The sequence below is a fragment of the Kribbella pratensis genome (assembly GCF_004366075.1).
Lineage (GTDB): Bacteria > Actinomycetota > Actinomycetes > Propionibacteriales > Kribbellaceae > Kribbella > Kribbella pratensis.
This window is the reverse complement of the sequence record NZ_SODU01000001.1, coordinates 3,050,987-3,070,954: the sequence shown is the minus strand read 5'-3', so window position 1 is coordinate 3,070,954 and position 19,968 is coordinate 3,050,987. Positions and strand designations below refer to the sequence as shown.

Here is a 19,968-nt window from a genome sequence, read left to right as displayed (position 1 = left end):
GTGCTGGACGCTGAGGACGTGCGACGGATTGCGTTGTCTTTGCCGGAGACGGTGGAGAAGCGGCGGTGGGGGCACCCGACGTTCGACGTGGCCGGGCGGATGTTCGTCACCGTGCCGGACGACCAGACGTCGTTCGCGGTGCGGTGCCCGCGGCTGGAGCGCGAGGAGCTGATCGCCGCGGAGCCGGAGAAGTTCTGGGTGCCCAAACACGAGGCGGGCTCGAACTGGGTTCGAGCCCGCCTCGAGGCACTGGAGGACGCCGACGAACTGCGCGACATCCTCGTCGACTCCTGGCGGCAGGTCGCGCCGCCAGGCCTGTCGGAGCTGTCAGCTGACGTTGGCCGGTGACGCCGAGAAGGTGTTGCAACTGGCCGGGTTGGCCGTGTTGAACGACTTCCCCATGAAGCGTGCCTGACTGGCGACACTGCCGTGGTCGCCTTCTTCGGGCTTGTCGCCCGCGGTGACGACGTACTTCTTCCAGACGTACAGCAGGTTGCCGTTGATCGGGTAGCTGCGCTTGTTCGCGGCCAGGAAGACACCGGCGAAGCAGTTCGCCTGCAGCTCCATCCGCCGCGTCATCCGCGTCCGGCCCTCGTAGTCCGGCTGCTCGTAGCGCAGGTTGCTGGACGCCTGCAGGATGCCGGTCATGAACTGCACGCTGTGCCCGTACTCGTGGGCGATGGAGCGGCTGTACCACATCCGCGCGTACGCCTGGGCGATCGGATCACCCGGGTACTCGTTGTACGCCTTCACGAAGACGTCGACCTTCATGTACATCATGTGGTTGCCCGAGCAGTAGAACGGTACGGCGACCGGACCGTCGCCGCACGGCGTCGACATCGAGGTCCCGGACCAGTACGTCATCCGCGGCGCGGTGAACTTGTAGCCGGCCTTCGCGACCAGCGGCGCCCACGACTTGTCCAGGCAGGGCTTGATCGCGGCCCAGTAGGCGGCCGCGCCCCGGGCGTTGGTCGGCCGGGCCTTGGGCTCCTTGCAGTTGACCGTGGCCATCTGGCCGACCTTGTAGAGCGCGTTCTTGGCCACGACCGTGGTGTCCGCCGGCTTGTTCGGCGTACTCGACGTCTCGGTGGTAGTGGGCTCCGTGGTCGTCGGCTCCTCGGACGGAGATTCGGAGGGCTCCTCGGTCGGCTCTTCCGTCGGCTCTTCGGTCGGGGACGTGGTCGGCTCGGGCGTGTACCGGCTCGGCGTCACCGGCGGGGTGGTCACGTCGTTGGTGGCCTTCCGGACCAGACCGATGATCACGCCGCCGACGACGGCCACCACGACGATCGACAGGATCGCGATCAACGGCGCCTTCGACTTCTTCCGCGGCTGCTGCCAGCCCATGCTGGGAACGCCGGGACCACCCGGGCCGAAGCTCGGGCCCCAGCCGAAGCCGGGACCCTGCTGCGGCGGGCCGCCGTACTGACCGGGCGGAGGTCCCTGGGGCGGACCGCCGTACTGACCCGGCGGAGGACCCTGCGGCGGGCCCTGCGGCGGGCCCTGCTGGTACGGCGGGTTCTGGCCGGGCGGCCCGTAGGGTGGCTGGCTCAACGCCGTTCCTCTCGTCCCTCGTGCTGGCATTCAGCGACCGCCACAGTATCGGCCAACAAACAGGTCAGCTCCGGAGGCCCTCGACAGGTAGGGTCGATCGGGTGACTGCTGCCACCAACCCGAACAGCCCGATCGATCAGCTCGCCGAGCGGCACCTCGAGCAGGAGATCGTGCTCGACCCGATCCTGGCGACCGAAATGGGCGTCACCGGCCACGACCACGAGCTGCCGGACTTCACACCGGCCGGATTCGAGGCGCGGACGGAGCTCGCCAGGAGGTCCCTTGCCGAAGCCGGTGCGATCGAGCCGGCGAGTCCGCGGGAGGAGGTCGCCAAGGACGCCTTCGTGGAGCGGCTCGGCCTGGAGGTCGAGCGCCACGAGGCCGGCGTACCGCAGCACCAGCTGAATGCGATCGCCTCGGTGCCGGCCGGTTTGCGGCAGGTGTTCGACCTGATGCCGACCGACACCGAGCAGGACTGGGAGATCGTCGCCATCCGGCTGAACCAGGTCGGTACGGCGCTCGACGGATACCGCGAGACGCTGCTCGAGCAGGCCGATCAGGGCCGGATCTCGGCGGTGCGCCAGGTGACCGGCCTGGCCGGCCGGATCGCCAGCTGGACCGGTGCCGAGGGCGACGACTTCTTCGCGGGACTCGCCGCGCAGGCGCCGGAGGGTGCCGTCAAGCCGACCGTCGAGGCCGCGGCCGCCGCGGCGCGGAAGGCCTTCGACCAGTTCGGATCGTGGTTGACCGCCGACCTCGCGCCGCGGGCGCCGGAGCGGGACGCCTGCGGCCGGGAGGTGTACGAGCTGGCCTCCCGCAGCTTCCTCGGTGCCGCGATCGACCTCGAGGAGACGTATGCCTGGGGCTGGACGGAGCTGGCCCGGATCGAGTCGGCCATGCAGGACATCGCGGCCGGGCTGAACGGCGGCGATCGCGGGATCGAGGCGACCGCCGCGCTGCTGGACAACGACCCGGCGCGGACGATCCTCGGCAAGGAAGCCTTCCGGGACTGGATGCAGCAGCTGTCCGACACGGCCGTCGCCGAGCTGGCCGGCACGCACTTCGACATCCCGGACGAGATCCGCACGCTGGAGTGCATGATCGCACCGACCTCGGACGGCTCGATCTACTACACGAATCCGAGCGAGGACCTGACCACCAGGCCGGGCCGGATGTGGTGGGCGGTGCCGAACGGTATCGAGAAGTTCGCCACCTGGCGCGAGGTCACGACCGTGTACCACGAGGGCGTGCCCGGACATCACCTCCAGTGCGCGCAGACGATGCTGCGCACCGACCTGCTGAACCGCTGGCAGCGGATCGCCTGCTGGGTCTCCGGCCACGGTGAAGGCTGGGCGCTGTACGCCGAACGCCTGATGGAGGAGCTCGGCTACCTCGAGGACGCAGGCGCGCGGTTCGGCATGCTGGACGCGCAGGGGTTCCGCGCGGCCCGGGTGGTCGTTGACATCGGCATGCACCTGGAGCTGGAGGTGCCGCGGGACAACCCGTTCGGCTGGCGGCCGGGGGAGCGGTGGAACGCCGACCTCGGCTTCGAGTTCCTGCGGGCGCACTGCCGGATGGAGACCGAGTTCCTGCGGGCCGAGCTGAACCGCTATCTCGGATGGCCCGGCCAGGCGCCGGCGTACAAGGTCGGCGAGCGGATCTGGCTGCAGGCGCGGGAAGAGGCCAAGCAGCGCAAGGGATCCGCGTTCGACCTGCGGGCGTTCCACTCCGACGCGCTGAACCTCGGGTCGATCGGCCTCGACCCGCTGCGCCGGGCGCTGGCGAAGCTATGAGCACCCGGTTCGTCCTCGCGTCGGCGTCGCCGGCGCGACTGAAGACGCTGCGCGCGGCGGGGATCGAGCCGGAGGTGATCGTCTCGGGCGTCGACGAGGACAACGTCACCGCTGAGAACCCCGGCGAGCTCGCCCGGCTGCTCGCCGTCTTGAAGGCGCGTGCGGTGGTCGCGAACCTGACCGACCACGCGACCGTCCTCGGCTGCGACTCGGTCCTGGAGTTCGACGGCGTCGCGTACGGCAAGCCCGGCACTCCCGAGGTCGCCCGCGAGCGCTGGCGGATGATGCGCGGGCGTCGCGGCGTACTGCACACCGGCCATTGCCTGTTCGACACGTCCTCCAAGCAGGAGATCCGGGAGCTGGCGTCGACGGAGGTCCAGTTCGCCGACCTCACCGACGAGGAGATCGACGCGTACGTCGAGACGGGCGAACCGCTCGTGGTGGCGGGCTCGTTCACGGTCGACGGACTCGGCGGCCCGTTCGTCACGGCGATCGAGGGCGACTACCACAACGTCGTCGGACTCTCGCTGCCGTTGCTGCGCCGGATGCTGATCGAGGTCGGCATCAGCTGGCCCGAGCTGTGGAGGTCCCAGAAACCCTTCAGGTACGACGAATCCGTCGCGTCGACGTACGACGAGACCCGTGGCGGACCGGCCCGCGCCGCGGCGGCCGCGCGCGCCGTCGACGACCTGCTCAGGTGCCCTGCGGCGCCTGCCGGTGCGTCGGCCGGAGCGCAGCGGGTGCTCGAGCTGGCGGTGGGCACCGGGATCGTCGGTGCGGAGCTGGTTGCCCTCGGCAACCTGGTGCACGGCTTCGACCTGTCCACGGCGATGCTGCGCCGCGCGAACGTCCGGCTGCCCGGTCACGTCGCGGCGGCGGATGCGACGCGGTTGCCGGTGGCCGATCGTCGGTGCGACGCGGTCGTCGCCGTCTGGCTGCTGCACCTGCTCGACGACAGCGAGCCGGTGATCGCCGAGGTCGCGCGGGTCCTGCGCACCGACGGCGTCTTCGTCACCACCACCGAGAAGTCCGACGCCGGCCGCTACGCCGACGGCCGCGGCCCCGACGACACCCGCTCCCAGGACGCCCTCGCCCACCTGGTCGCCGTCGCGTCCCGGCACGGCCTGGTGCTCGACGGCGCGACAAGCTTCGTTGGCCCCACCCGCAACACGGACGAGGTCCCGATCTATCCGGTGGTGCGCTTCCGCCGTACTTGATTCCTGGGTGTGAAATCCTGTCTGCCATGCGGTTCGACGAGTTCTACGCCGAGCGGTCCACGGTCGTTGGTGCGGCGGACGACGTACCGGCATTCAAGGCCGGCGTGGAGCGCTTGCGGCAGTTGGCGGCGACGGTGGAGGACGACCCGGCGAAGGCCCAGCGGTACCTGGAAGCCACCGAGCGCATGCTGCTCGAAGTCACCGCGCCGCACAGCGAGACCGTCGACCTGGCGTTCGAGGCGATGCTGCGGGCCAGGCGCGTTCCCGCCGGCACACCGGCCGAGCAGCGCGCCCACGTCGAGGCCGGGATCGACGAGGTCACCAGGATCGCGGCCGCGGCGCCGACCGATGCCGAGCGGGACGCCGCGCTGGACCTGAACGCGACCCTCCTGGGAGTGCTGGAGCGGATCGAACGGCAATGACGCGCTTCGACCCGGCCAGTGCGGTTCCGGGCTTCGACGGCCTGTGGGATCGCCTCGCGGCCGAGGTGATGCGCAGCCACCAGGCCGAGGCGACACTCTGGAACGGCCGGATCGACTACATTCCGCCCGAGTTCGAGAGGTCCGTGCGGGGCCGGGCGACCGAGGACGGACGGCTGCTGCTCAGCCGTCCGCTGGTGGTGGAACCACTGCGACGCCTGTACGCCGAAGGTCCGGCCGCACTGTCCGACCCGAAGTTCGCGCAGGAATGCCGGCGCGCGATCAAGACCGCCGCGCACGAGCTCGGGCACCTGACCGCACCGGCCGACTGGACGATCGCGGATCGGATCCGCGACCACGACCGCGACGAGCAGGATCCCGCCGAGGAGGGCTTCATCGAGGCGCTCACGCAGCAGGAGATGCCCGGAATCATCGACCGGGTCCTGCCGGCCGAGCTGGCCGTACCGCTGGCGCGTGCGGTCGCAGCCGCCCCCGAGCCCGCGTTGCCGTCCTATCCCGGCTGGACGATCGCGACCGGTACGTTCGCCGCCGAGTTGTCGGCCGAGTTCGAGGGGCTGCGCGCCATCGACGTACTGCGGGCCGGCGCGCGTGAGTCGGCCTCCCGCCGGGCGGACGCGCTGGCCGGGTTGATTGTCAGCCGGACCCGGCTGCCTGAGCTGTTGCGGGATCCGGAGCGTGCGGCCGCCTTCCGGAGCGAGCTCGCCGGCGTCGTCGGCGCGGGCTTCGCGGGACTTTCCGACGTACCGACAGCCCGGACGGCCGGGATGCAGCGCGGCGAACGGATCGCGGCCGGCGCGATCGAGAAGGTCCGCACCAGCGAGCAGTTCTTCGCCCAGATGGCGGATTTCGGCGGTCTCACGTTGGACCATGGCATCGCGCCCGCGTCGGGCGCGGTCGGATCCAGGCCCACTCCGGACCACGAAAGGCTGGGCGACCCGGCCAAACCTGCCCTCGGCAACGACAAGGAAGGCCCCGCCGGTCGAGGCTGACGGCGCTGGCGCGCTTCCGTCGGACCTGACGGCTAAGGTTCGCCCGTGGACGAGTACATCAACGGCGTTCGGGTCGTGCGGCATCGCGGGTCGCAGCGGCACACCGACGTCACCTTGACCTTCGCGGTCGGCAGTCGCGACGAGACCCTGCGCACCATCGGGGTCGCGCACGCCCTCGAGCACCTGGTGATGTACACCGTCCGCGACCTGCCGATCGAAATGAACGCCGAGGTCGACCTGCTGACGACGACCTTCGTCGCCTCGGGTTCGGCGGCGCGCGTGGGCGAGTTCCTCAACCGCCTGAGCCGCGCGCTCGCCGCGCCGCCGGCCGACCGCCTCGCGCTCGAGGCGGGCGTGCTGACCGCGGAGGAGGGCAACGTCGCGCATCCGGTCGTCGCCTTCCTCCTGAACGTCCGGTACGGCGCCCGCGGGCCCGGACTCGCCTGGCTGGAAGGGGCGGGGTACGACGGACTGACACCGGAGCACGTGAGCTCGTTCGCGAAGAAGTGGTTCGTACCGGCGAACGCGGTGCTGCAGGTGACCGGTCCGCTTCCCGACGGCCTGGAGTTCGAGTTGCCGAGCGGTCCGGCACCGGCACGGGTGTTGCCGCCCACGCGGTCCTTCGACGGGCCGGTCGTGGTCGGGCACGGCATCCCCGCGGCGGGCGTACTGCTGACATTGCCGCCGGACGACGACATACGGCTCTCGACGCTCGCGATCATTACGCTGCGGCAGCGGATCGAGGAGAAGTGCCGGTTCGTCGGCGGGCACAGCTACGAGATCGGCCTCGACCTCGTCGCCGGGGAGAACGGGTCGAGCGACTGGGTCGTGTACGCCGAGGCGCGCGAGGGCAGCGAGGACGCGGTGTCCCGTGCGGTCGTCGCGGCCCTGACCGACCTCGCGGAGAACGGGCCGACGCCGTCCGAGCTGGCGCATCAGATCGCGCGCGCCGAGGAGAACCTGGTCTCCGACGATCCCGAAGTACGGCGTGCCTTCAGCACCGCGATGAGCCGGATCGTCGGCGAGCCCGAGTTGGCTCCGGTCGACGCCGCGCGGCTGGCGGCGGTGCAGTCGTCGGATATCGCCGCCGTCCTCAAGACCGCCTTGCCCGGCGCGATCGGCTACGGCGACGAGCATGCGCTGGAGGTGTGGCACGAGGCCGGTTTCACGCTCGCGTCCGCGTGCCCGGTGATCGCCGAACTGCCGGCCGGCCGCACCTTCAAGCCGCCGCTCACTGCGCGGACGTTCGTCAAGGAGGCCCGCTCGATGCTGTGGGTCCGCACCGACGACGCGCTGGTCCTGCGTGATTCGGACGGCATTCATCAGATCCGCTGGGACGAGATCGCGGGCGTGATGCGATCTGAGGATGGACCGACGATCGTGCTGGGCCTGAACGGCTGTGCCATCCCCCTCGACCGCGACCTGTTCCGCGGCGCCACAGATGTACTCACCGAGCTGTCCGAGCGAGTCCCGCAAGACCTCTGGTACGACGAACCGAAGCTCGACGTCTAAGCCGTCAGGCCGGACTTCTCGTCGAGGAGTTGAAGGAGGTCATGGGCGGCCAGCTCGATGGCCTTGTGACGCCATTCGGAGGCCCGATAGACCGAAGCGATCAGCGCGGTGCGGTGGATCCGGCGGAAATCGCCGAGTACGAACGCGTAGCGCGCCTTGGTCTCCTCGCCGGCGCCGTCCGTGAGCCCGAGGTGCCAGGCGCCGTACTCCTGCCAGCCGTGCTTGTCCAGGTACGAGTTCTGGTCGTCGGCCCGCGGCTGCACCTCACCCCAGTCGCTGTCCAGCACGTACTGCCGCGCGTCGATCAGCTTCCGCGCGTGGACGAGCGCCTCGGGGTTGACCGCGTACTTAGCCATACCGCCAGTGTTTACGGATGAGCGCTCGCGCGCCACTGGCCGGGGCCGGGGTGGAACGGGGTGCGGGTGTTGCGCCAGTAGGTGGCCCAGTTGCTGGCTCGGTCCGGGTCTGGAGCCGGAGCCGGTACGGCGGCGGCGCGTGCGGCGACCACCGCGATCAGAGCGGCCAGCTCTTCGGGCGTCGGGTTGCCTTTGGTGATCTGGATCGTGGTCACAGCGGGATGTTCCCATGCTTCTTCGGGGGCAGGGTGTCGCGTTTGGTGCGGAGGAGGCGGAGCGCGCGGACGATCTCGGCGCGGGTCTCGCTCGGCTTGATGACGGCGTCGATGTAACCGCGCTCGGCCGCGATGTACGGGTTCGCCAGGTGGTCCTCGTACTCGGTGATCAGTTCCTGGCGGCGGGTCTCGACGTCCTCGGCCGCGGCGAGCTCGCGGCGGTGCAGGATGTTGACCGCGCCCTGGGCGCCCATCACCGCGATCTGCGCGGTCGGCCAGGCGATGTTCATGTCGGCGCCGAGGTGCTTCGACCCCATCACGTCGTACGCGCCGCCGTAGGCCTTCCGGGTGATCACGGTGATCATCGGGACGGTCGCCTCGGCGTACGCGTAGATCAACTTCGCGCCGCGGCGGATGATGCCGTTCCACTCCTGGTCGGTGCCGGGCAGGAAGCCGGGGACGTCGACGAACGTGAGAATCGGCAGGTTGAACGCGTCGCAGGTGCGGACGAACCGGGCCGCCTTCTCGGACGCGTCGATGTCGAGGGTGCCGGCGAACTGCATCGGCTGGTTCGCGACCACGCCGACCGGGCGGCCCTCGACGCGACCGAAGCCGACGATGATGTTCGGCGCGAACAGCGTCTGCACCTCGAGGAAGTCGCCGTCGTCGACGACCGCCTCGATCGCGATGTGCATGTCGTACGGCTGGTTCGGCGAGTCCGGGATCAGGGTGTCGAGCGCGAGGTCGGTCTCGGTCACCTCCAGGTCGGCCGGGGCGTCGTACACCGGCGGATCTTCGAGGTTGTTCTGCGGGAGATGACCGACCAGGGCCTTCACCCACTCGATCGCGTCCTCCTCGTCAGAGCCCAGGTAGTGCGCGTTGCCCGACTTGGTGTTGTGCGTCCGGGCGCCGCCGAGTTCCTCCTGCGTGACGTCCTCACCGGTGACGGTCTTGATCACGTCCGGGCCGGTGATGAACATGTACGACGACTCGTCGACCATCACGGTGAAGTCGGTGACCGCGGGCGAGTAGACCGCGCCGCCGGCGCACGGGCCCATGATCAGCGAGATCTGCGGGATCACCCCGGAGGCGCGGACGTTGCGGCGGAAGATCTCGCCGTACAGGCCGAGGGAGACCACGCCTTCCTGGATCCGGGCGCCGCCCGAGTCGTTGATGCCGATCAGCGGGCAGCCGATCTTCATCGCCAGGTCCATCACCTTGACGATCTTCTCGCCGAACACCTCGCCGAGGCTGCCGCCGAAGACCGTGAAGTCCTGCGCGAACACGCACACCTGACGGCCGTCGATGGTCCCGAACCCGGTCACCACGCCGTCGCCGTACGGGCGGTTCGCGTCCAGCCCGAAGCTCGTCGAGCGGTGCCGCGCGAACTCGTCCAGCTCGGAGAAGGAGCCCTCGTCCAGCAGGAGTGTGATCCGCTCACGCGCGGTCTTCTTTCCGCGTGCGTGCTGCTTCTCCACCGCCCGCTCCGACCCGGCGTGCACGGCCTCGTCGAGCCGGTGCTCGAGGTCCGCGAGCTTCCCGGCGGTGGTGTGGATGTTCACGGTCTCTCCCATGAACGCGCAGCCTACGCGCCAGTACGCCGTACCGCCTGTGACGTCGCTCGCAAGCCGCGTACTGAACCGGTCCGGCGATAGGTTCCGCACGTGGCTGATGTCGACAGGCTCGTCCAGAAGGTCAACCAGCTCGTCGTGCTGGACAGCGTGGACGGCGTGTCCTCGCTCCGGCGGGGTCAGACGCTCGAGCTGAGCGCCGGGCATGTGGAGATGCTCCGGCCGCTCGCCGACAACCTGGACCTTCCGGGACGACTCGCGACCTCGCTGCATTCGATCTCCGGCACCCAAGGGCGATGGCACGACCGGCGGGATGACGCCCGCGCCGGGCTGACCGAACTGGTCGCCCTGTGCGCGAACCGGCTCGAGCCGGACAGCTCGCTACCGGAGCCGGCCGACGCCGGCGCCCGGGACCGGCTCGCGACAGCCGTCTGCCGCGCGTACGCCGCCAACGCGACACCGCGCCTCGTCGCCGGACTGTTCCCGGACGGGCGGCCGGACGACCTCGGGCGGTTCCCACCGCCGCAACTCGAGGGCGACGTCGCGGCCGCACGGGCGATGGCAGTCGCGATCGGGGCCCGGACCGCTTCCGGTGAGGACCAGGTGCTGAAGCGGCTCGTTGCCGCCGGCCACGGTGCGGCCGCGCACGAGGCAGCCGCGATGCTGCTGGAGGCGCGAATGGACTTCGCGCGGCTGCCTCAGGGGCAGCGGGCGGGGATTCATCGGCAGCTGACCAGAAGCATCGAGGCGGGGTTCGCCGTACGGGATGTGCAGCGGGCCGCGGCGCGCGAGCTGACCGAGGAACTGGAGAACCGGCGCGAGGACGTCACCGGCGGCGCCGGCGCGATCGACACCGCGAGCGGGATCGCACGCGACGAGGTGGGCAGGCTGCACGAGTTCCTGCAGAAGATCGACTACTGGGAGGAATCCATGGAACCGCAGCCGACTCCGTCGCTCGACGAGGTCCGGGCGATCGTGGCGCGAGGACTCGTGTCCAGAGTCGAGCATCACGCCCGGATACAGACCGATCTCCCGGACAGCCAGGTGGCGTCGCCGCCTGCCGCGACGGCCGCCGCAGCCGAGACGATGGTGGCGACCTCGACGATTCCCTTCGAGAGCCGGCCGGCTGCCACCGCCGCGACCGCGACCATGCTGACCGAGGGCTTCGACGAACTGCCCACCCTGGTGGACGACTGGAGAGCGGGCGGCTCGGACGTGCGGAGGGAGGCGGAGGTGTACGGCGGCACGCTCGGGGACCGCACGTTGGCAGCAGTCCGCGGATTCGAGCTGCACCCGCCGAACGCGCAGGCTGCCGAGCCGAACCGCGTCTTCGGGACCGATCCAGCTATCCCGCCCCTCGGTCGGGTCCAGGCACCCACAGGGCAGACGCGCCAGGCCGACGGCGCCGCCGCAAGCTCCCGAAACAAGGGATCTGACGGCCTCATCCGGTGACTTGGATCTACAAGGGGCCGGCGCTGAAGAGTTTGGGGAGGCGGGCGGCTAAGGCCAGGTCGCCGCGGACCGAGAGGCGTTGTTTGAGGACGGCCAGGACGGGGTCCTCGTTGCCGGTGACGATCCGGAGCAGGGTGGCGGGGTCGGTGCGGATCCAGATGTCGGGGGGAGTGGGGCGTGGGGACACGAGCGTGCACCGGCCGTCGTGGACGCGGAGCCAGTACTCGTCGATCGAGTCGGGACGTCCGGCCCCGCCCGCGCCGGTGATCTGCCAAATGATGACAGCGTCGAACCCGGCGGCTCGGGCGGGTCGGAGGTACTCCGGCATCCGTCGAAAGATCTCGCGCAACGCGACCTCTCGCACACCCCCGATGAGTCGATGCCGAAGCTCCCGCTCCGACGTCCGGTCGACCAGCCGGGCGAGCTCACTCGCGTCCAGGGCGGTGAGGCCGTCGGACTCGAGCCAGCCGGCACTGCCTCGATCGGTCATCGACCACCCCCGGCGGCAGTTCCTACCAGACCGTAGGAATTTCCTACGATGGGATAGCTTTGTCAAGTGGTCGAGGACGCTGAGAGACGCCGGCGCGCGCCGCACCTCGGTCCGGAGCGTCGCCGCCCGCTCATCCTGGACGCCGCCCTCGAGGTCTACTCCGCGAAGGGATACGCCGGGACCACGATGCAGTCGGTCGCGGACGCGGCCGGGGTCACCAAACCGGTTGTCTACGACTGCTTCGCGAACCGTGACGAGCTTCTGCTGGCCCTGCTCGCCCGCGAGGAGCAGCACCTGGTCATCTCGATCGTCTCCGCGCTGCCCGCAGATCCGAGCGTCGGCACGACGGAGGAGCACGTCCTCGAGGGCCTGACCGCGTTCCTCGCCGCCGTCGCCAAGCAGCCCCAGTCGTGGCGGATCGTCTTCGGCGCGCAGTACGGCGCCGCGCCCGTCGTCGCCGAGCGGATCCTCGCGGCGCGCGCCTTTCTGGTCGAGAGCCTGCGCCTGACCCTGGTCAAGTCCCTCCAGGGCGTCACCGACCCGGACGCGAACCTCCCGGTCCTGGCCGAGCTGCTCGCCTCGATGATCGAGGCCTGTGCCCGGATGCTCGTCGCCGGCACCACTGACCGCTCCCCGGCCGACCTGGCGCGCACCGTGTCCCAGGTGGTCGGCGGCGGCTTCACGAACGTGTGAAAACGGGACCCGTCCGAGTAGCGACGTACTGTGAGATTGCTGGGTGTGCGGTCACGATCCGCTTCCAGTGGGCGGACGGTCTGCGGCGTTGGCGGGTGTCCGCCGATAGGGTGGGCGAACGTGACCGAGACCGGTAGTGAGACCCGTACCCGCGCGCGGTTCGAGGTGCCCGAGGAACTCAGGGCCGACGTCCGCCTGCTCGGCGAGATCCTTGGCAAGGTTCTGGTCGAGTACGCCGGTCAGCCGCTGCTCGACGACGTCGAGAAGTTGCGTGAGCTGACCATCGCCGGTGACGGCGCCGCGGCCGAGCAGTTGGTCGCGTCCTGGCCGCACGAGCGGGCCGAGGACGTTGCCCGTGCGTTCACCTGCTACTTCCACTTGACGAACCTGAGCGAGGAGCTGCACCGGGCCCGCGTGCTGCGTGAGCGCGACCGCGCAGGCAGCGAGGCCGTGGTGTCCGAGCTGGCCCAGGCCGTGGAGCAGATCACCCGCGACAGCGGCGAGCAGCAGGCCCGTGCGCTCCTGAACGGCCTGGAGTTCCGGCCCGTGCTGACCGCGCACCCGACGGAGGCCCGGCGCCGCGCCGTGCTGGCGACGATCCGCCGGATCAGTTCGCTGCTGGACGAGCGCCACGACCCGCGGGCCGGTGACAGCGACCTGGCCGAGAACCGTCGCCGCCTGGTCGAGCAGGTCGACATCCTCTGGCGTACGTCGCAACTCCGCACCAGCCGCCCCTCGCCGCTGGACGAGGTGCGCTCGGCGATGGCGGTGTTCGAGGAGACCCTGTTCAACGTCGTCGGCAACGTGTACCGGCGGCTCGACGACGCCCTGGCCGGTGACGAGGCCGGGACGCGGACGCCCGTGGTGGCGCCGTTCGTCCACCTGGGCTCGTGGATCGGCGGCGACCGCGACGGCAACCCGAACGTGACCGCGGCGATCACCCGGGAGGCCATGCAGATCCAGGCCGACCACGTCCTGCGGGCACTCGAGCAGGCCACCGAGGCGCTCGGCCGGGCCCTCACCCTGGACGCCGCGACCACGCCGCCGTCCGCGCCGGTACGCCGCATCCTGGAGGACGCCCGCGCGGTCAACCCGGAGCTGATCACCGACATCGAGACCCGCTCGCCGGCCGAGCCGCACCGGCAGCTCCTGCTGCTGGCTGCCCGCCGTCTGGCCGCAACTCGCGCCCGCGACGCCGACTTCGGGTACCCGCGGGCCGCTGACTTCCTGCACGAGCTCAAGGTCCTGCAGGACTCGCTGGTGTCCGCTGGCGCGCCACGCCAGGCGTACGGCGAGCTGCAGCACCTCATCTGGCAGGTGAACTCGTTCGGGTTCCACCTGGCCGAGCTGGAGGTCCGCCAGCATTCCTCGGTGCACGCCAAGGCGCTGGAGGAGGTGCTCGGCGGTGGCGAGCTGTCCGACCAGACGGAGGAGGTGCTCGCCACACTCCGGGTGATCGGTCAGATCCAGCAGCGCTTCGGCCCCGAGGCCTGCCGTCGGTACGTCGTGTCGTTCACCCGCAACGCAGGCGACCTGGCGGCTGTCTACGAGCTGGCCGACGCCGCGCTGGACGGGCGTCCGATCGAGTTGGACGTCGTACCGCTGTTCGAGACCGGTGAGGACCTGCAGAACTCGGTGGAGGTCCTGGACAACGCGATCCAGCTGACCCGGGTCCGGCACCGGCTCACCGCGAACGACCGGCGCTTCGAGGTCATGCTCGGGTACTCCGACTCCGCGAAGGACGTCGGCCCGGTGTCGGCGACGCTGGCGTTGTACGACGCGCAGGCGAGGATCACCGCGTGGGCGCAGCGCAATGCGATCCGCCTGACGCTGTTCCACGGCCGCGGCGGCGCCCTGGGACGTGGCGGTGGCCCGGCGAACCGCGCCGTACTGGCGCAGGCTCCTGGCTCGGTGGCCGGGCGGTTCAAGCTGACTGAGCAGGGCGAGGCGATTCCGGCCCGGTACGGGAACTCGGCGATCGCGCAGCGGCACATCGAGCAGGTGACTGCGGCAACGCTGCTGGCGTCGACGCCGGCAGTGGAGGAGCGGGCCCTGGTCGCGGCCGAGCGGTTCGCTGTGGTCGAGAAGACGCTCGACGAGGCAGCGCGTACGGCGTACCACGGGCTGGTGAAGGCCGACGGCTTCGCGGAGTGGTTCAGCACTGTGACGCCGCTGGAGGAGCTGGGCCAGCTGCCACTCGGGTCGCGGCCTGCCAGGCGTGGGGTCGCGGTGTCGTCGCTGGAGGACCTTCGGGCGATCCCGTGGGTGTTCGCGTGGTCGCAGGCCCGTGTGAACGCACCTGGGTGGTACGGCCTCGGTACGGCGCTTGCCGCTGTCGGTGACGTCGACCTGCTGCGGGACGCGAACCAGAACTGGCCGCTGTTCCAGGTGATGCTGGAGAACGCGGAGATGTCGCTGGCCAAGACGGACCGGCGCATCCTCGGCCGCTACCTGGAGCTGGGCGACCGGCCGGAGCTGACGCAGCGGATGCTGGACGAGCACGCGCTCACCACCGAGTGGGTGCTCAAGGTGCTCGACCAGGAGCGCCTGCTGCAGGGACGGCGCGTGCTGGGCCGTGCGGTCGAGCTGCGCAACCCGTACGTCGACGCGCTCAGCTACCTGCAGTTGCGGGCACTGCGGACGCTTCGCACGGATGACTCACTGGACGAGCAGCAGATCGTCCGTACTCGGCGACTACTGTTGCTGACCGTTTCTGGCGTCGCTGCCGGTTTGCAGAACACCGGATGAGCTTCAGCGACCTGGAGCGGCCCCCGCTGGACGAGCAGTTCCTGCGGGGGCGGTTGGTGCGTCCCGGTGCGTTGTGGACGCAGATCGACGTACTCGCGGAGACGCCGTCGACGAATGCTGTTGTGGCAGCTGCGGCTGCAGGTGGTCAGCCAGAGGGACTGGTCGTGGCTGCGGAGTACCAGTCCTCCGGTCGCGGTCGGCTGGGGCGTACCTGGACCACACCGCCGCGCTCTGCGTTGCTGATGTCCGTTCTGCTGCGTCCGACTGCCGTTGAGGCATCACGGTGGCCCTGGCTGGGGCTGCTGGTCCCGCTGGCGGTGGCTGCGGCGGTGCGGCAGGTCGGTGAGATTCCGGCGCAGGTGAAGTGGCCGAACGACGTACTGGTCGAGAACCGCAAGCTCGCCGGCATCCTGCTGGAGCGCGTCGAAGGGCCTGCTGCCGTCATCGGCATCGGCCTGAACGTGACGCTGCGCGAGTCGGAGAAGCCCCATGAGGCAGCCACTTCGCTCGCCTTGGAGAAGGCGGCGACGATCGACCGGGCCACCGTGATGGCAGCGGTACTTCGGGAGCTCGCGTCTCGCTATCAGTCCTGGGTCGACGCCAACGGCGATCCGGCCGTCGTCCTGCCGGAGTACCGCGAACTGTCGGCAACCCTCGGGCAGGCAGTGCGCGTGGAACTCCCCGACGGCACGTTCCTCGAAGGAACCGCCCGCGACCTCGCGGACGACGGTCGCTTGATCGTCGACACGAAGGAAGGCCCCCGGCCACTCGCAGCGGGCGACGTCACCCACCTACGCAACGCCTGAGCAACCACTCCACGCCCGGCGCTGCCTCGCACCTCCTACTCCCCGCGTGCGGCGCCGCCGATCGTTTGCCCGTCGTCCGGGCGGTGGACGACCGTGATCCGGTCGCCGGCACACACCTCGCCGGTCTCCAGCACCTTCAGATAAGCGCCGACCCGTCCCGTGCGAGCGAAGCGCTGGTGGAACCGCTTGATCCCCATCCGCCCCGACAGGTTCCCGCACGGCGTCCGCGGCGATCGCACCTCGACCAGGATCCCGCCGATCCGCCACCGCTCGCCGATCAGCGCACCGGTGATGTCCAATCCACGCGTCGTCAGGTTCTCCCCGAACAACCCCGGTGGAATCTCCCGCCCCAGCTCGGCGGCCCACCAGTCCGCATCCTCCTCGGCGTACGCGTAGAGCGCCTTGTCCGGCCCGCCGTGATACCGCGTATCACACTGCCGATCGCCCACCAGCCCGAGCTCTCCGACCTCGACCGCACCCCGCACCGGCCGCTTGTCGATGGCAGTCCACCGCGTCGGTCCACGAATCACCTCATGGACAACGTTCACGGCCACCAACCGCGCTGCCGGCTCGATCATGTGACCATCGTGCCCGCCGCCTACGCGTCGTACTTGATCGTTTTCGCTTTATCCGGTGAAGATCTTGGCTGCGGTGATCAGGGTCTGGATGACGCCGTAGCCGAGGAGTACGGCGACCAGTAGCCAGGAGATCACCAGGCGCGGGGTCTGGTTCATTGTGCTGCCTCCACCGTGGAGCCGGACTTCTCATGGAACCGCTCGGAGACCTGGCGGATGAGCAGGTTCGCGACGAACCCGACGGCCAGTACGCCGACCATCGTGAACAGCGCCGGCCGGTACGCCGCCGCGGTCAGCGTGCCCGGTTTGCCCTCGCGGTCCAGGAACCCGTTGATGATCAGCGGCCCGGCGATCCCTGCCGCCGACCACGCGGTCAGCAGGCGGCCGTGGATCGCGCCGACCTGATAGGTGCCGAACAGGTCCCGCAGGTACGCCGGAACCGTCGCGAACCCGCCGCCGTAGAACGAGATGATGACCGCGGCCAGCAGCACGAAGACCACCGTGCTGGTGTGCCCGACGGACGCCAGCAGCGTGTACGCGACGATCCCGACGCCGAGGTACATCGCGTAGATCGGCTTCCGCCCGATCAGGTCGGACGTCGACGACCAGCCGAACCGGCCGGCCATGTTGAAGATCGACAGCAGGCCGACGAACCCGGCGGCGGCCGCGACCGCGACGCTCGACTTGCCCCCTGTGACACCGTCGCCGCGGAAGAAGTCCTGGATCATCGGGCTGGCCTGCTCCAGGATGCCGATACCCGCCGTGACGTTGCAGAACAGCACGACCCACAGGAACCAGAACTGCGGCGTCTTGATCGCGTTCGCCGCCGAGACGTTGCCGGTCGTGACCAGGGCCTTCTGCCGCACCGCCGACGAGTCGAAGCCGGCCGGCGCCCAGCCGTCGGCGGGGACGCGGATGTTGAAGACGCCGAACATCATGATCGCGAAGTAGCCGATGCCCAGCGTCAGGAACAGGCCGACCAGCGCGCTGCCGCCGGCCACCGAAGTGCTCACGTTCGGGTCGTAGCCGGAGTCGTAGAGCCCGAGCAGCTGGCGGGACAGCGGGCTGGCGACCAGTGCGCCGCCGCCGAAGCCCATGATCGCCAGGCCGGTCGCGAGGCCGGGGCGGTCCGGGAACCACTTGATCAGCGTGGAGACCGGCGAGATGTACCCGATCCCGAGGCCGATGCCGCCGATCACGCCGTACCCGAGATAGACCAGCCAGAGCTGGCCGGTGCCGATGCCGAGGGCGCCGACCAGGAACCCGGTCGCCCAGAAACAGGCGGCGACGAACATCGCCTTCCGCGGTCCGTTGCGTTCCACCCAGGTGCCGCCGACGGCGGCGGACAGGCCGAGCATCACGATCGCGATGCTGAACACCACGCCGACCGCGGTCTGGGTGGTGTCGAAGTGCTTCACCATCGACGTCTTGTAGACGCTGGTCGCGTACGCCTGGCCGATGCACAGGTGGACGGCCAGCGCGGCCGGCGGGATCAGCCAGCGGCTGTAGCCCTGCGGTGCGACGGTGTGCTCCCGGTCGAGAATCGACAAGACTGCCATCACGGCTCCTTCTCGTCCCCCAGCTGACAACCCTTCGCGCATCCTGGCTCACTGTATGCATTTTGTGAAGTGTTAAACCATCTTTTCTCCGAACGTGTCGGGAGAGGACAACCGAACCCGGGACCTGTGAGACTGGGCCTATGGCGATCTCGGCGAAGTTGTTGGGTGAGGACGAGTACGTCGTCGTCAGCACCCGGACGCACTGGAAGGCGCTGATCGGGCCGGTCTTCCTGCTGCTGGTGGTGGCAGGTCTGGGCGGTTTCCTGGCCGCGATCGTGCCGTCCGGGTCACTGCAGACCCCGGCCCGGATCGCGATCCTCGCGGTCGGCGTGGTGGTCGTCGCGACCTTCGGGCTGAAGCCGTTCCTGAACTGGTTCTTCTCGACGTACACGATCACCAACCGGCGGCTGATCACCCGGCACGGCATCCTCACCCGGACCGGCCGGGACATCCCGCTGATGCGGATCAACGACGTGTCCTACGAGCACGGCCTGGTGGACCGCATCCTCGGCTGCGGCACGCTGCACATCGAGTCCGCCGGCGAACGCGGTCAGGTCGTGCTCCCCGACGTACCGCATGTCGAGCACGTCCACCTGCAGATGTCCGACCTTCTCTTCGGCGGCCCCGAGGGCAGGCCCGGCGACGGCATCCTCGAGGACGAGCAGCCCCCCGAACACATGCGCCGCCGCCCCCAGCAACCCCAGCAACAACCCCGAACCGACGACGGCGACACAATCTTCAGCTCGGACGACAACCGCTAGCTAGAAGACCTCCAGGCTGACCGGTGCGGTTGGCCAGCCGAAGGCTGCAGTAGCTCGGGCCAGGGCGCCCGCGGTGTGTTCGGTGATGCGGCCCGTTGGCGCGAACTCGGCCAGCGGGCGACCGCCGAGGTATACCGCTCCGAGTGCGCCGACCGACACGGTCAGATCGGCCGGGTCGTCGGTGCGCTCGCATTTCACTGACGACTCGGAGGCGGTCAGACGGAAGCGGCCGGTGTTCGCCTCGATCAGGTCGTCGGTCACGTCGAGAACGACGTCGACGGGTACGGCGTACTGCCGCTGCTGGAGCGCCCGCGGTACGTCGGTCACACGCAGCCACAGGGACTCGGTCACTCGGCGGTCCAGGGCGGTCGGGGTGCTGACGAGCTGCTGCAGCGGCTCGTCGATGGCGGCGTACCCGTAGCCGAGCTTGGCGCTCAGATCCATCGTCAACAGGTGCTGCCACAGCACCCGGTACGCCGTGGGCTCCGGGGCGACCAGCTCCTCGACGTGCACCTCGTACGCCGGGCCGGTCGGATTCCAGACCATCTTGCCGCGCCAGATCGCGTACCCGTCCACGCTGCCGGTCTCGTCGCGGTGAACCACGATTCGGAGAGCGGTCCGTCCGCCGCGATCGTCCGGTTTGTCCTCGAGGTGTTTCTGCCAGCGCAGCTCCGAGCGGTCGGAGACGCCGGCCCGGACCTGCTGCATCAGGCCCAGGATGCGCGGTAGCTCCTTGAGCGCCTCGTCCGGGGTCAGTTGACCGAGCTCGCCCGGACGGATCGGCCCGGTGGGCGGACCGACTCGGTGCAGGTCGACCTCGTACGCCGTACCCCAGGCGGCCGCGCCGTACCCGAACCGGCCGTAGATCGCCGGCTCGCTGGCCCACAGCACCGCGATCGCCTCCGGCACCTCGCGCAGCTGCTTCCCCATCAACTGGGACAGCACCCCGCGCCGCCGATGCGTCGCCCGCACGCCGACCCCCGTCACATGCGCCGCGGGCACGACGGAACCCGGCACGGACAGGTTGCGTGTCAACGCCAGCGTGGTCCCGATGAACTCCCCGCCGTCGACCGCCACCAGCGTCCGCTCCGGCTCGAACAACTGCCGAGCGAGATCGTCGTCCGGCGTCAGCTCGAACATCATCGCGGCGCTGAACACCGCCCGTACCGCGTCGAACTCTCCGGCCTCGGCCGCACGCACCTCGAAGTCAGTCACCACCGCATCTTCACACGCCGCA

General features: G+C 69.9%; 20 protein-coding genes. 11 read left to right on the top strand and 9 right to left on the bottom strand.

Annotated elements, in window-relative coordinates; all coding sequences use genetic code 11:
* Positions 1–348, top strand: a complete 348-nt coding sequence (locus tag EV137_RS14765) for an MmcQ/YjbR family DNA-binding protein (RefSeq protein WP_134004104.1) — start codon at positions 1–3, stop codon at positions 346–348.
* On the opposite strand, the gene EV137_RS14760 is transcribed toward EV137_RS14765, so the two are convergent.
* Complete coding sequence (locus EV137_RS14760; RefSeq protein WP_134129188.1) at positions 328–1,554, bottom strand: neutral zinc metallopeptidase; 1,227 nt, start codon at positions 1,552–1,554, stop codon at positions 328–330. The two genes, EV137_RS14765 and EV137_RS14760, sit on opposite strands and share 21 nt — an antisense overlap.
* 101 nt (positions 1,555–1,655) lie before the next feature.
* Between EV137_RS14760 and EV137_RS14755 the strand changes: the two genes are divergently transcribed.
* From EV137_RS14755 to EV137_RS14735, 5 genes are read left to right on the top strand one after another with little or no spacing between them, the layout of a single operon-like run.
* Entirely contained in the window at positions 1,656–3,347 is a 1,692-nt protein-coding gene (locus EV137_RS14755; protein WP_238175302.1) for a DUF885 domain-containing protein, read from the top strand.
* Positions 3,344–4,564, top strand: a complete 1,221-nt coding sequence (locus EV137_RS14750; protein WP_134129186.1) for a Maf family nucleotide pyrophosphatase — start codon at positions 3,344–3,346, stop codon at positions 4,562–4,564. The genes EV137_RS14755 and EV137_RS14750 overlap by 4 nt, the downstream gene beginning before the upstream one ends.
* A gap of 26 nt (positions 4,565–4,590) precedes the next feature.
* Complete coding sequence (locus tag EV137_RS14745) at positions 4,591–4,986, top strand: hypothetical protein (protein WP_134129184.1); 396 nt, start codon at positions 4,591–4,593, stop codon at positions 4,984–4,986.
* Positions 4,983–5,993: a hypothetical protein gene (locus EV137_RS14740; protein ID WP_134129182.1), complete on the top strand. Its 1,011-nt coding sequence runs from the start codon at positions 4,983–4,985 to the stop codon at positions 5,991–5,993. Before EV137_RS14745 ends, EV137_RS14740 begins: the two co-directional genes overlap by 4 nt.
* Before the next feature lie 45 nt (positions 5,994–6,038).
* On the top strand, positions 6,039–7,505 hold the full coding sequence (locus tag EV137_RS14735; protein WP_134129179.1) for a peptidase M16 family protein: 1,467 nt from the start codon (positions 6,039–6,041) through the stop codon (positions 7,503–7,505).
* Here the strand turns inward: EV137_RS14735 and EV137_RS14730 are convergent.
* The 3 genes from EV137_RS14730 to EV137_RS14720 are packed head-to-tail and all read right to left on the bottom strand — an operon-like array spanning position 7,502 to position 9,650.
* Entirely contained in the window at positions 7,502–7,861 is a 360-nt protein-coding gene (locus EV137_RS14730; protein ID WP_134004116.1) for a hypothetical protein, read from the bottom strand. The two genes, EV137_RS14735 and EV137_RS14730, sit on opposite strands and share 4 nt — an antisense overlap.
* A gap of 11 nt (positions 7,862–7,872) precedes the next feature.
* On the bottom strand, positions 7,873–8,076 hold the full coding sequence (locus EV137_RS14725; protein WP_238175301.1) for an acyl-CoA carboxylase subunit epsilon: 204 nt from the start codon (positions 8,074–8,076) through the stop codon (positions 7,873–7,875).
* Positions 8,073–9,650, bottom strand: a complete 1,578-nt coding sequence (locus EV137_RS14720; RefSeq protein ID WP_134004118.1) for an acyl-CoA carboxylase subunit beta — start codon at positions 9,648–9,650, stop codon at positions 8,073–8,075. Before EV137_RS14720 ends, EV137_RS14725 begins: the two co-directional genes overlap by 4 nt.
* Positions 9,651–9,740: 90 nt before the next feature.
* Between EV137_RS14720 and EV137_RS14715 the strand changes: the two genes are divergently transcribed.
* The gene (locus EV137_RS14715; protein WP_134129177.1) at positions 9,741–11,099 is read left to right on the top strand and encodes a hypothetical protein; all 1,359 of its coding nucleotides are present in this window, start codon (positions 9,741–9,743) and stop codon (positions 11,097–11,099) included.
* A gap of 7 nt (positions 11,100–11,106) precedes the next feature.
* On the opposite strand, the gene EV137_RS14710 is transcribed toward EV137_RS14715, so the two are convergent.
* On the bottom strand, positions 11,107–11,589 hold the full coding sequence (locus EV137_RS14710; protein WP_134129175.1) for an SCP2 sterol-binding domain-containing protein: 483 nt from the start codon (positions 11,587–11,589) through the stop codon (positions 11,107–11,109).
* Between the two features lie 66 nt (positions 11,590–11,655).
* On the opposite strand from EV137_RS14710, the gene EV137_RS14705 reads away from it, so the two are divergent.
* The 3 genes from EV137_RS14705 to EV137_RS14695 all read left to right on the top strand — a co-directional run bounded on the left by EV137_RS14705 (position 11,656) and on the right by EV137_RS14695 (position 15,836).
* Positions 11,656–12,282: a TetR/AcrR family transcriptional regulator gene (locus tag EV137_RS14705; protein ID WP_134129173.1), complete on the top strand. Its 627-nt coding sequence runs from the start codon at positions 11,656–11,658 to the stop codon at positions 12,280–12,282.
* A 120-nt stretch (positions 12,283–12,402) separates the two neighbouring features.
* Positions 12,403–15,030, top strand: a complete 2,628-nt coding sequence (locus EV137_RS14700) for a phosphoenolpyruvate carboxylase (protein WP_134004126.1) — start codon at positions 12,403–12,405, stop codon at positions 15,028–15,030.
* A complete protein-coding gene (locus EV137_RS14695; RefSeq protein ID WP_134129171.1) occupies positions 15,027–15,836 on the top strand; it encodes a biotin--[acetyl-CoA-carboxylase] ligase in 810 nt (269 codons plus the stop codon). The genes EV137_RS14700 and EV137_RS14695 overlap by 4 nt, the downstream gene beginning before the upstream one ends.
* 35 nt (positions 15,837–15,871) lie before the next feature.
* Here the strand turns inward: EV137_RS14695 and EV137_RS14690 are convergent, their stop codons facing one another.
* From EV137_RS14690 to EV137_RS14685, 3 genes are read right to left on the bottom strand one after another with little or no spacing between them, the layout of a single operon-like run.
* Positions 15,872–16,414 carry an MOSC domain-containing protein gene (locus EV137_RS14690; RefSeq protein WP_134129169.1) on the bottom strand — a complete coding sequence of 181 codons (543 nt, stop codon included), beginning with the start codon at positions 16,412–16,414 and terminating at the stop codon, positions 15,872–15,874.
* A gap of 48 nt (positions 16,415–16,462) precedes the next feature.
* Complete coding sequence (locus EV137_RS42135) at positions 16,463–16,570, bottom strand: MFS transporter small subunit (RefSeq protein WP_445991790.1); 108 nt, start codon at positions 16,568–16,570, stop codon at positions 16,463–16,465.
* Positions 16,567–17,970: an OFA family MFS transporter gene (locus EV137_RS14685; protein WP_134129167.1), complete on the bottom strand. Its 1,404-nt coding sequence runs from the start codon at positions 17,968–17,970 to the stop codon at positions 16,567–16,569. The genes EV137_RS42135 and EV137_RS14685 overlap by 4 nt, the downstream gene beginning before the upstream one ends.
* A 140-nt stretch (positions 17,971–18,110) precedes the next feature.
* Here EV137_RS14685 and EV137_RS14680 point away from each other — a divergent pair, with 140 nt between their 5' ends.
* Positions 18,111–18,731: a PH domain-containing protein gene (locus EV137_RS14680; protein WP_134129165.1), complete on the top strand. Its 621-nt coding sequence runs from the start codon at positions 18,111–18,113 to the stop codon at positions 18,729–18,731.
* Here the strand turns inward: EV137_RS14680 and EV137_RS14675 are convergent, their stop codons facing one another.
* Positions 18,732–19,946, bottom strand: a complete 1,215-nt coding sequence (locus EV137_RS14675; protein ID WP_134129163.1) for a GNAT family N-acetyltransferase — start codon at positions 19,944–19,946, stop codon at positions 18,732–18,734.
* Positions 19,947–19,968 lie beyond the last annotated feature (22 nt).

Bases quoted from the DNA above. Each gene is read 5' to 3' on its own strand.
- EV137_RS14680 (WP_134129165.1), top strand. From the start codon at position 18,111: ATGGCGATCTCGGCGAAGTTGTTGGGTGAGGACGAGTACGTCGTCGTC.
- EV137_RS42135 (WP_445991790.1), bottom strand. From the start codon at position 16,570: ATGAACCAGACCCCGCGCCTGGTGATCTCCTGGCTACTGGTCGCCGTA.
- EV137_RS14745 (WP_134129184.1), top strand. From the start codon at position 4,591: ATGCGGTTCGACGAGTTCTACGCCGAGCGGTCCACGGTCGTTGGTGCG.
- EV137_RS14695 (WP_134129171.1), top strand. From the start codon at position 15,027: ATGAGCTTCAGCGACCTGGAGCGGCCCCCGCTGGACGAGCAGTTCCTG.
- EV137_RS14710 (WP_134129175.1), bottom strand. From the start codon at position 11,589: ATGACCGATCGAGGCAGTGCCGGCTGGCTCGAGTCCGACGGCCTCACC.
- EV137_RS14690 (WP_134129169.1), bottom strand. From the start codon at position 16,414: ATGATCGAGCCGGCAGCGCGGTTGGTGGCCGTGAACGTTGTCCATGAG.
- EV137_RS14720 (WP_134004118.1), bottom strand. From the start codon at position 9,650: ATGGGAGAGACCGTGAACATCCACACCACCGCCGGGAAGCTCGCGGAC.
- EV137_RS14730 (WP_134004116.1), bottom strand. From the start codon at position 7,861: ATGGCTAAGTACGCGGTCAACCCCGAGGCGCTCGTCCACGCGCGGAAG.
- EV137_RS14740 (WP_134129182.1), top strand. From the start codon at position 4,983: ATGACGCGCTTCGACCCGGCCAGTGCGGTTCCGGGCTTCGACGGCCTG.
- EV137_RS14685 (WP_134129167.1), bottom strand. From the start codon at position 17,970: ATGGCAGTCTTGTCGATTCTCGACCGGGAGCACACCGTCGCACCGCAG.
- EV137_RS14750 (WP_134129186.1), top strand. From the start codon at position 3,344: ATGAGCACCCGGTTCGTCCTCGCGTCGGCGTCGCCGGCGCGACTGAAG.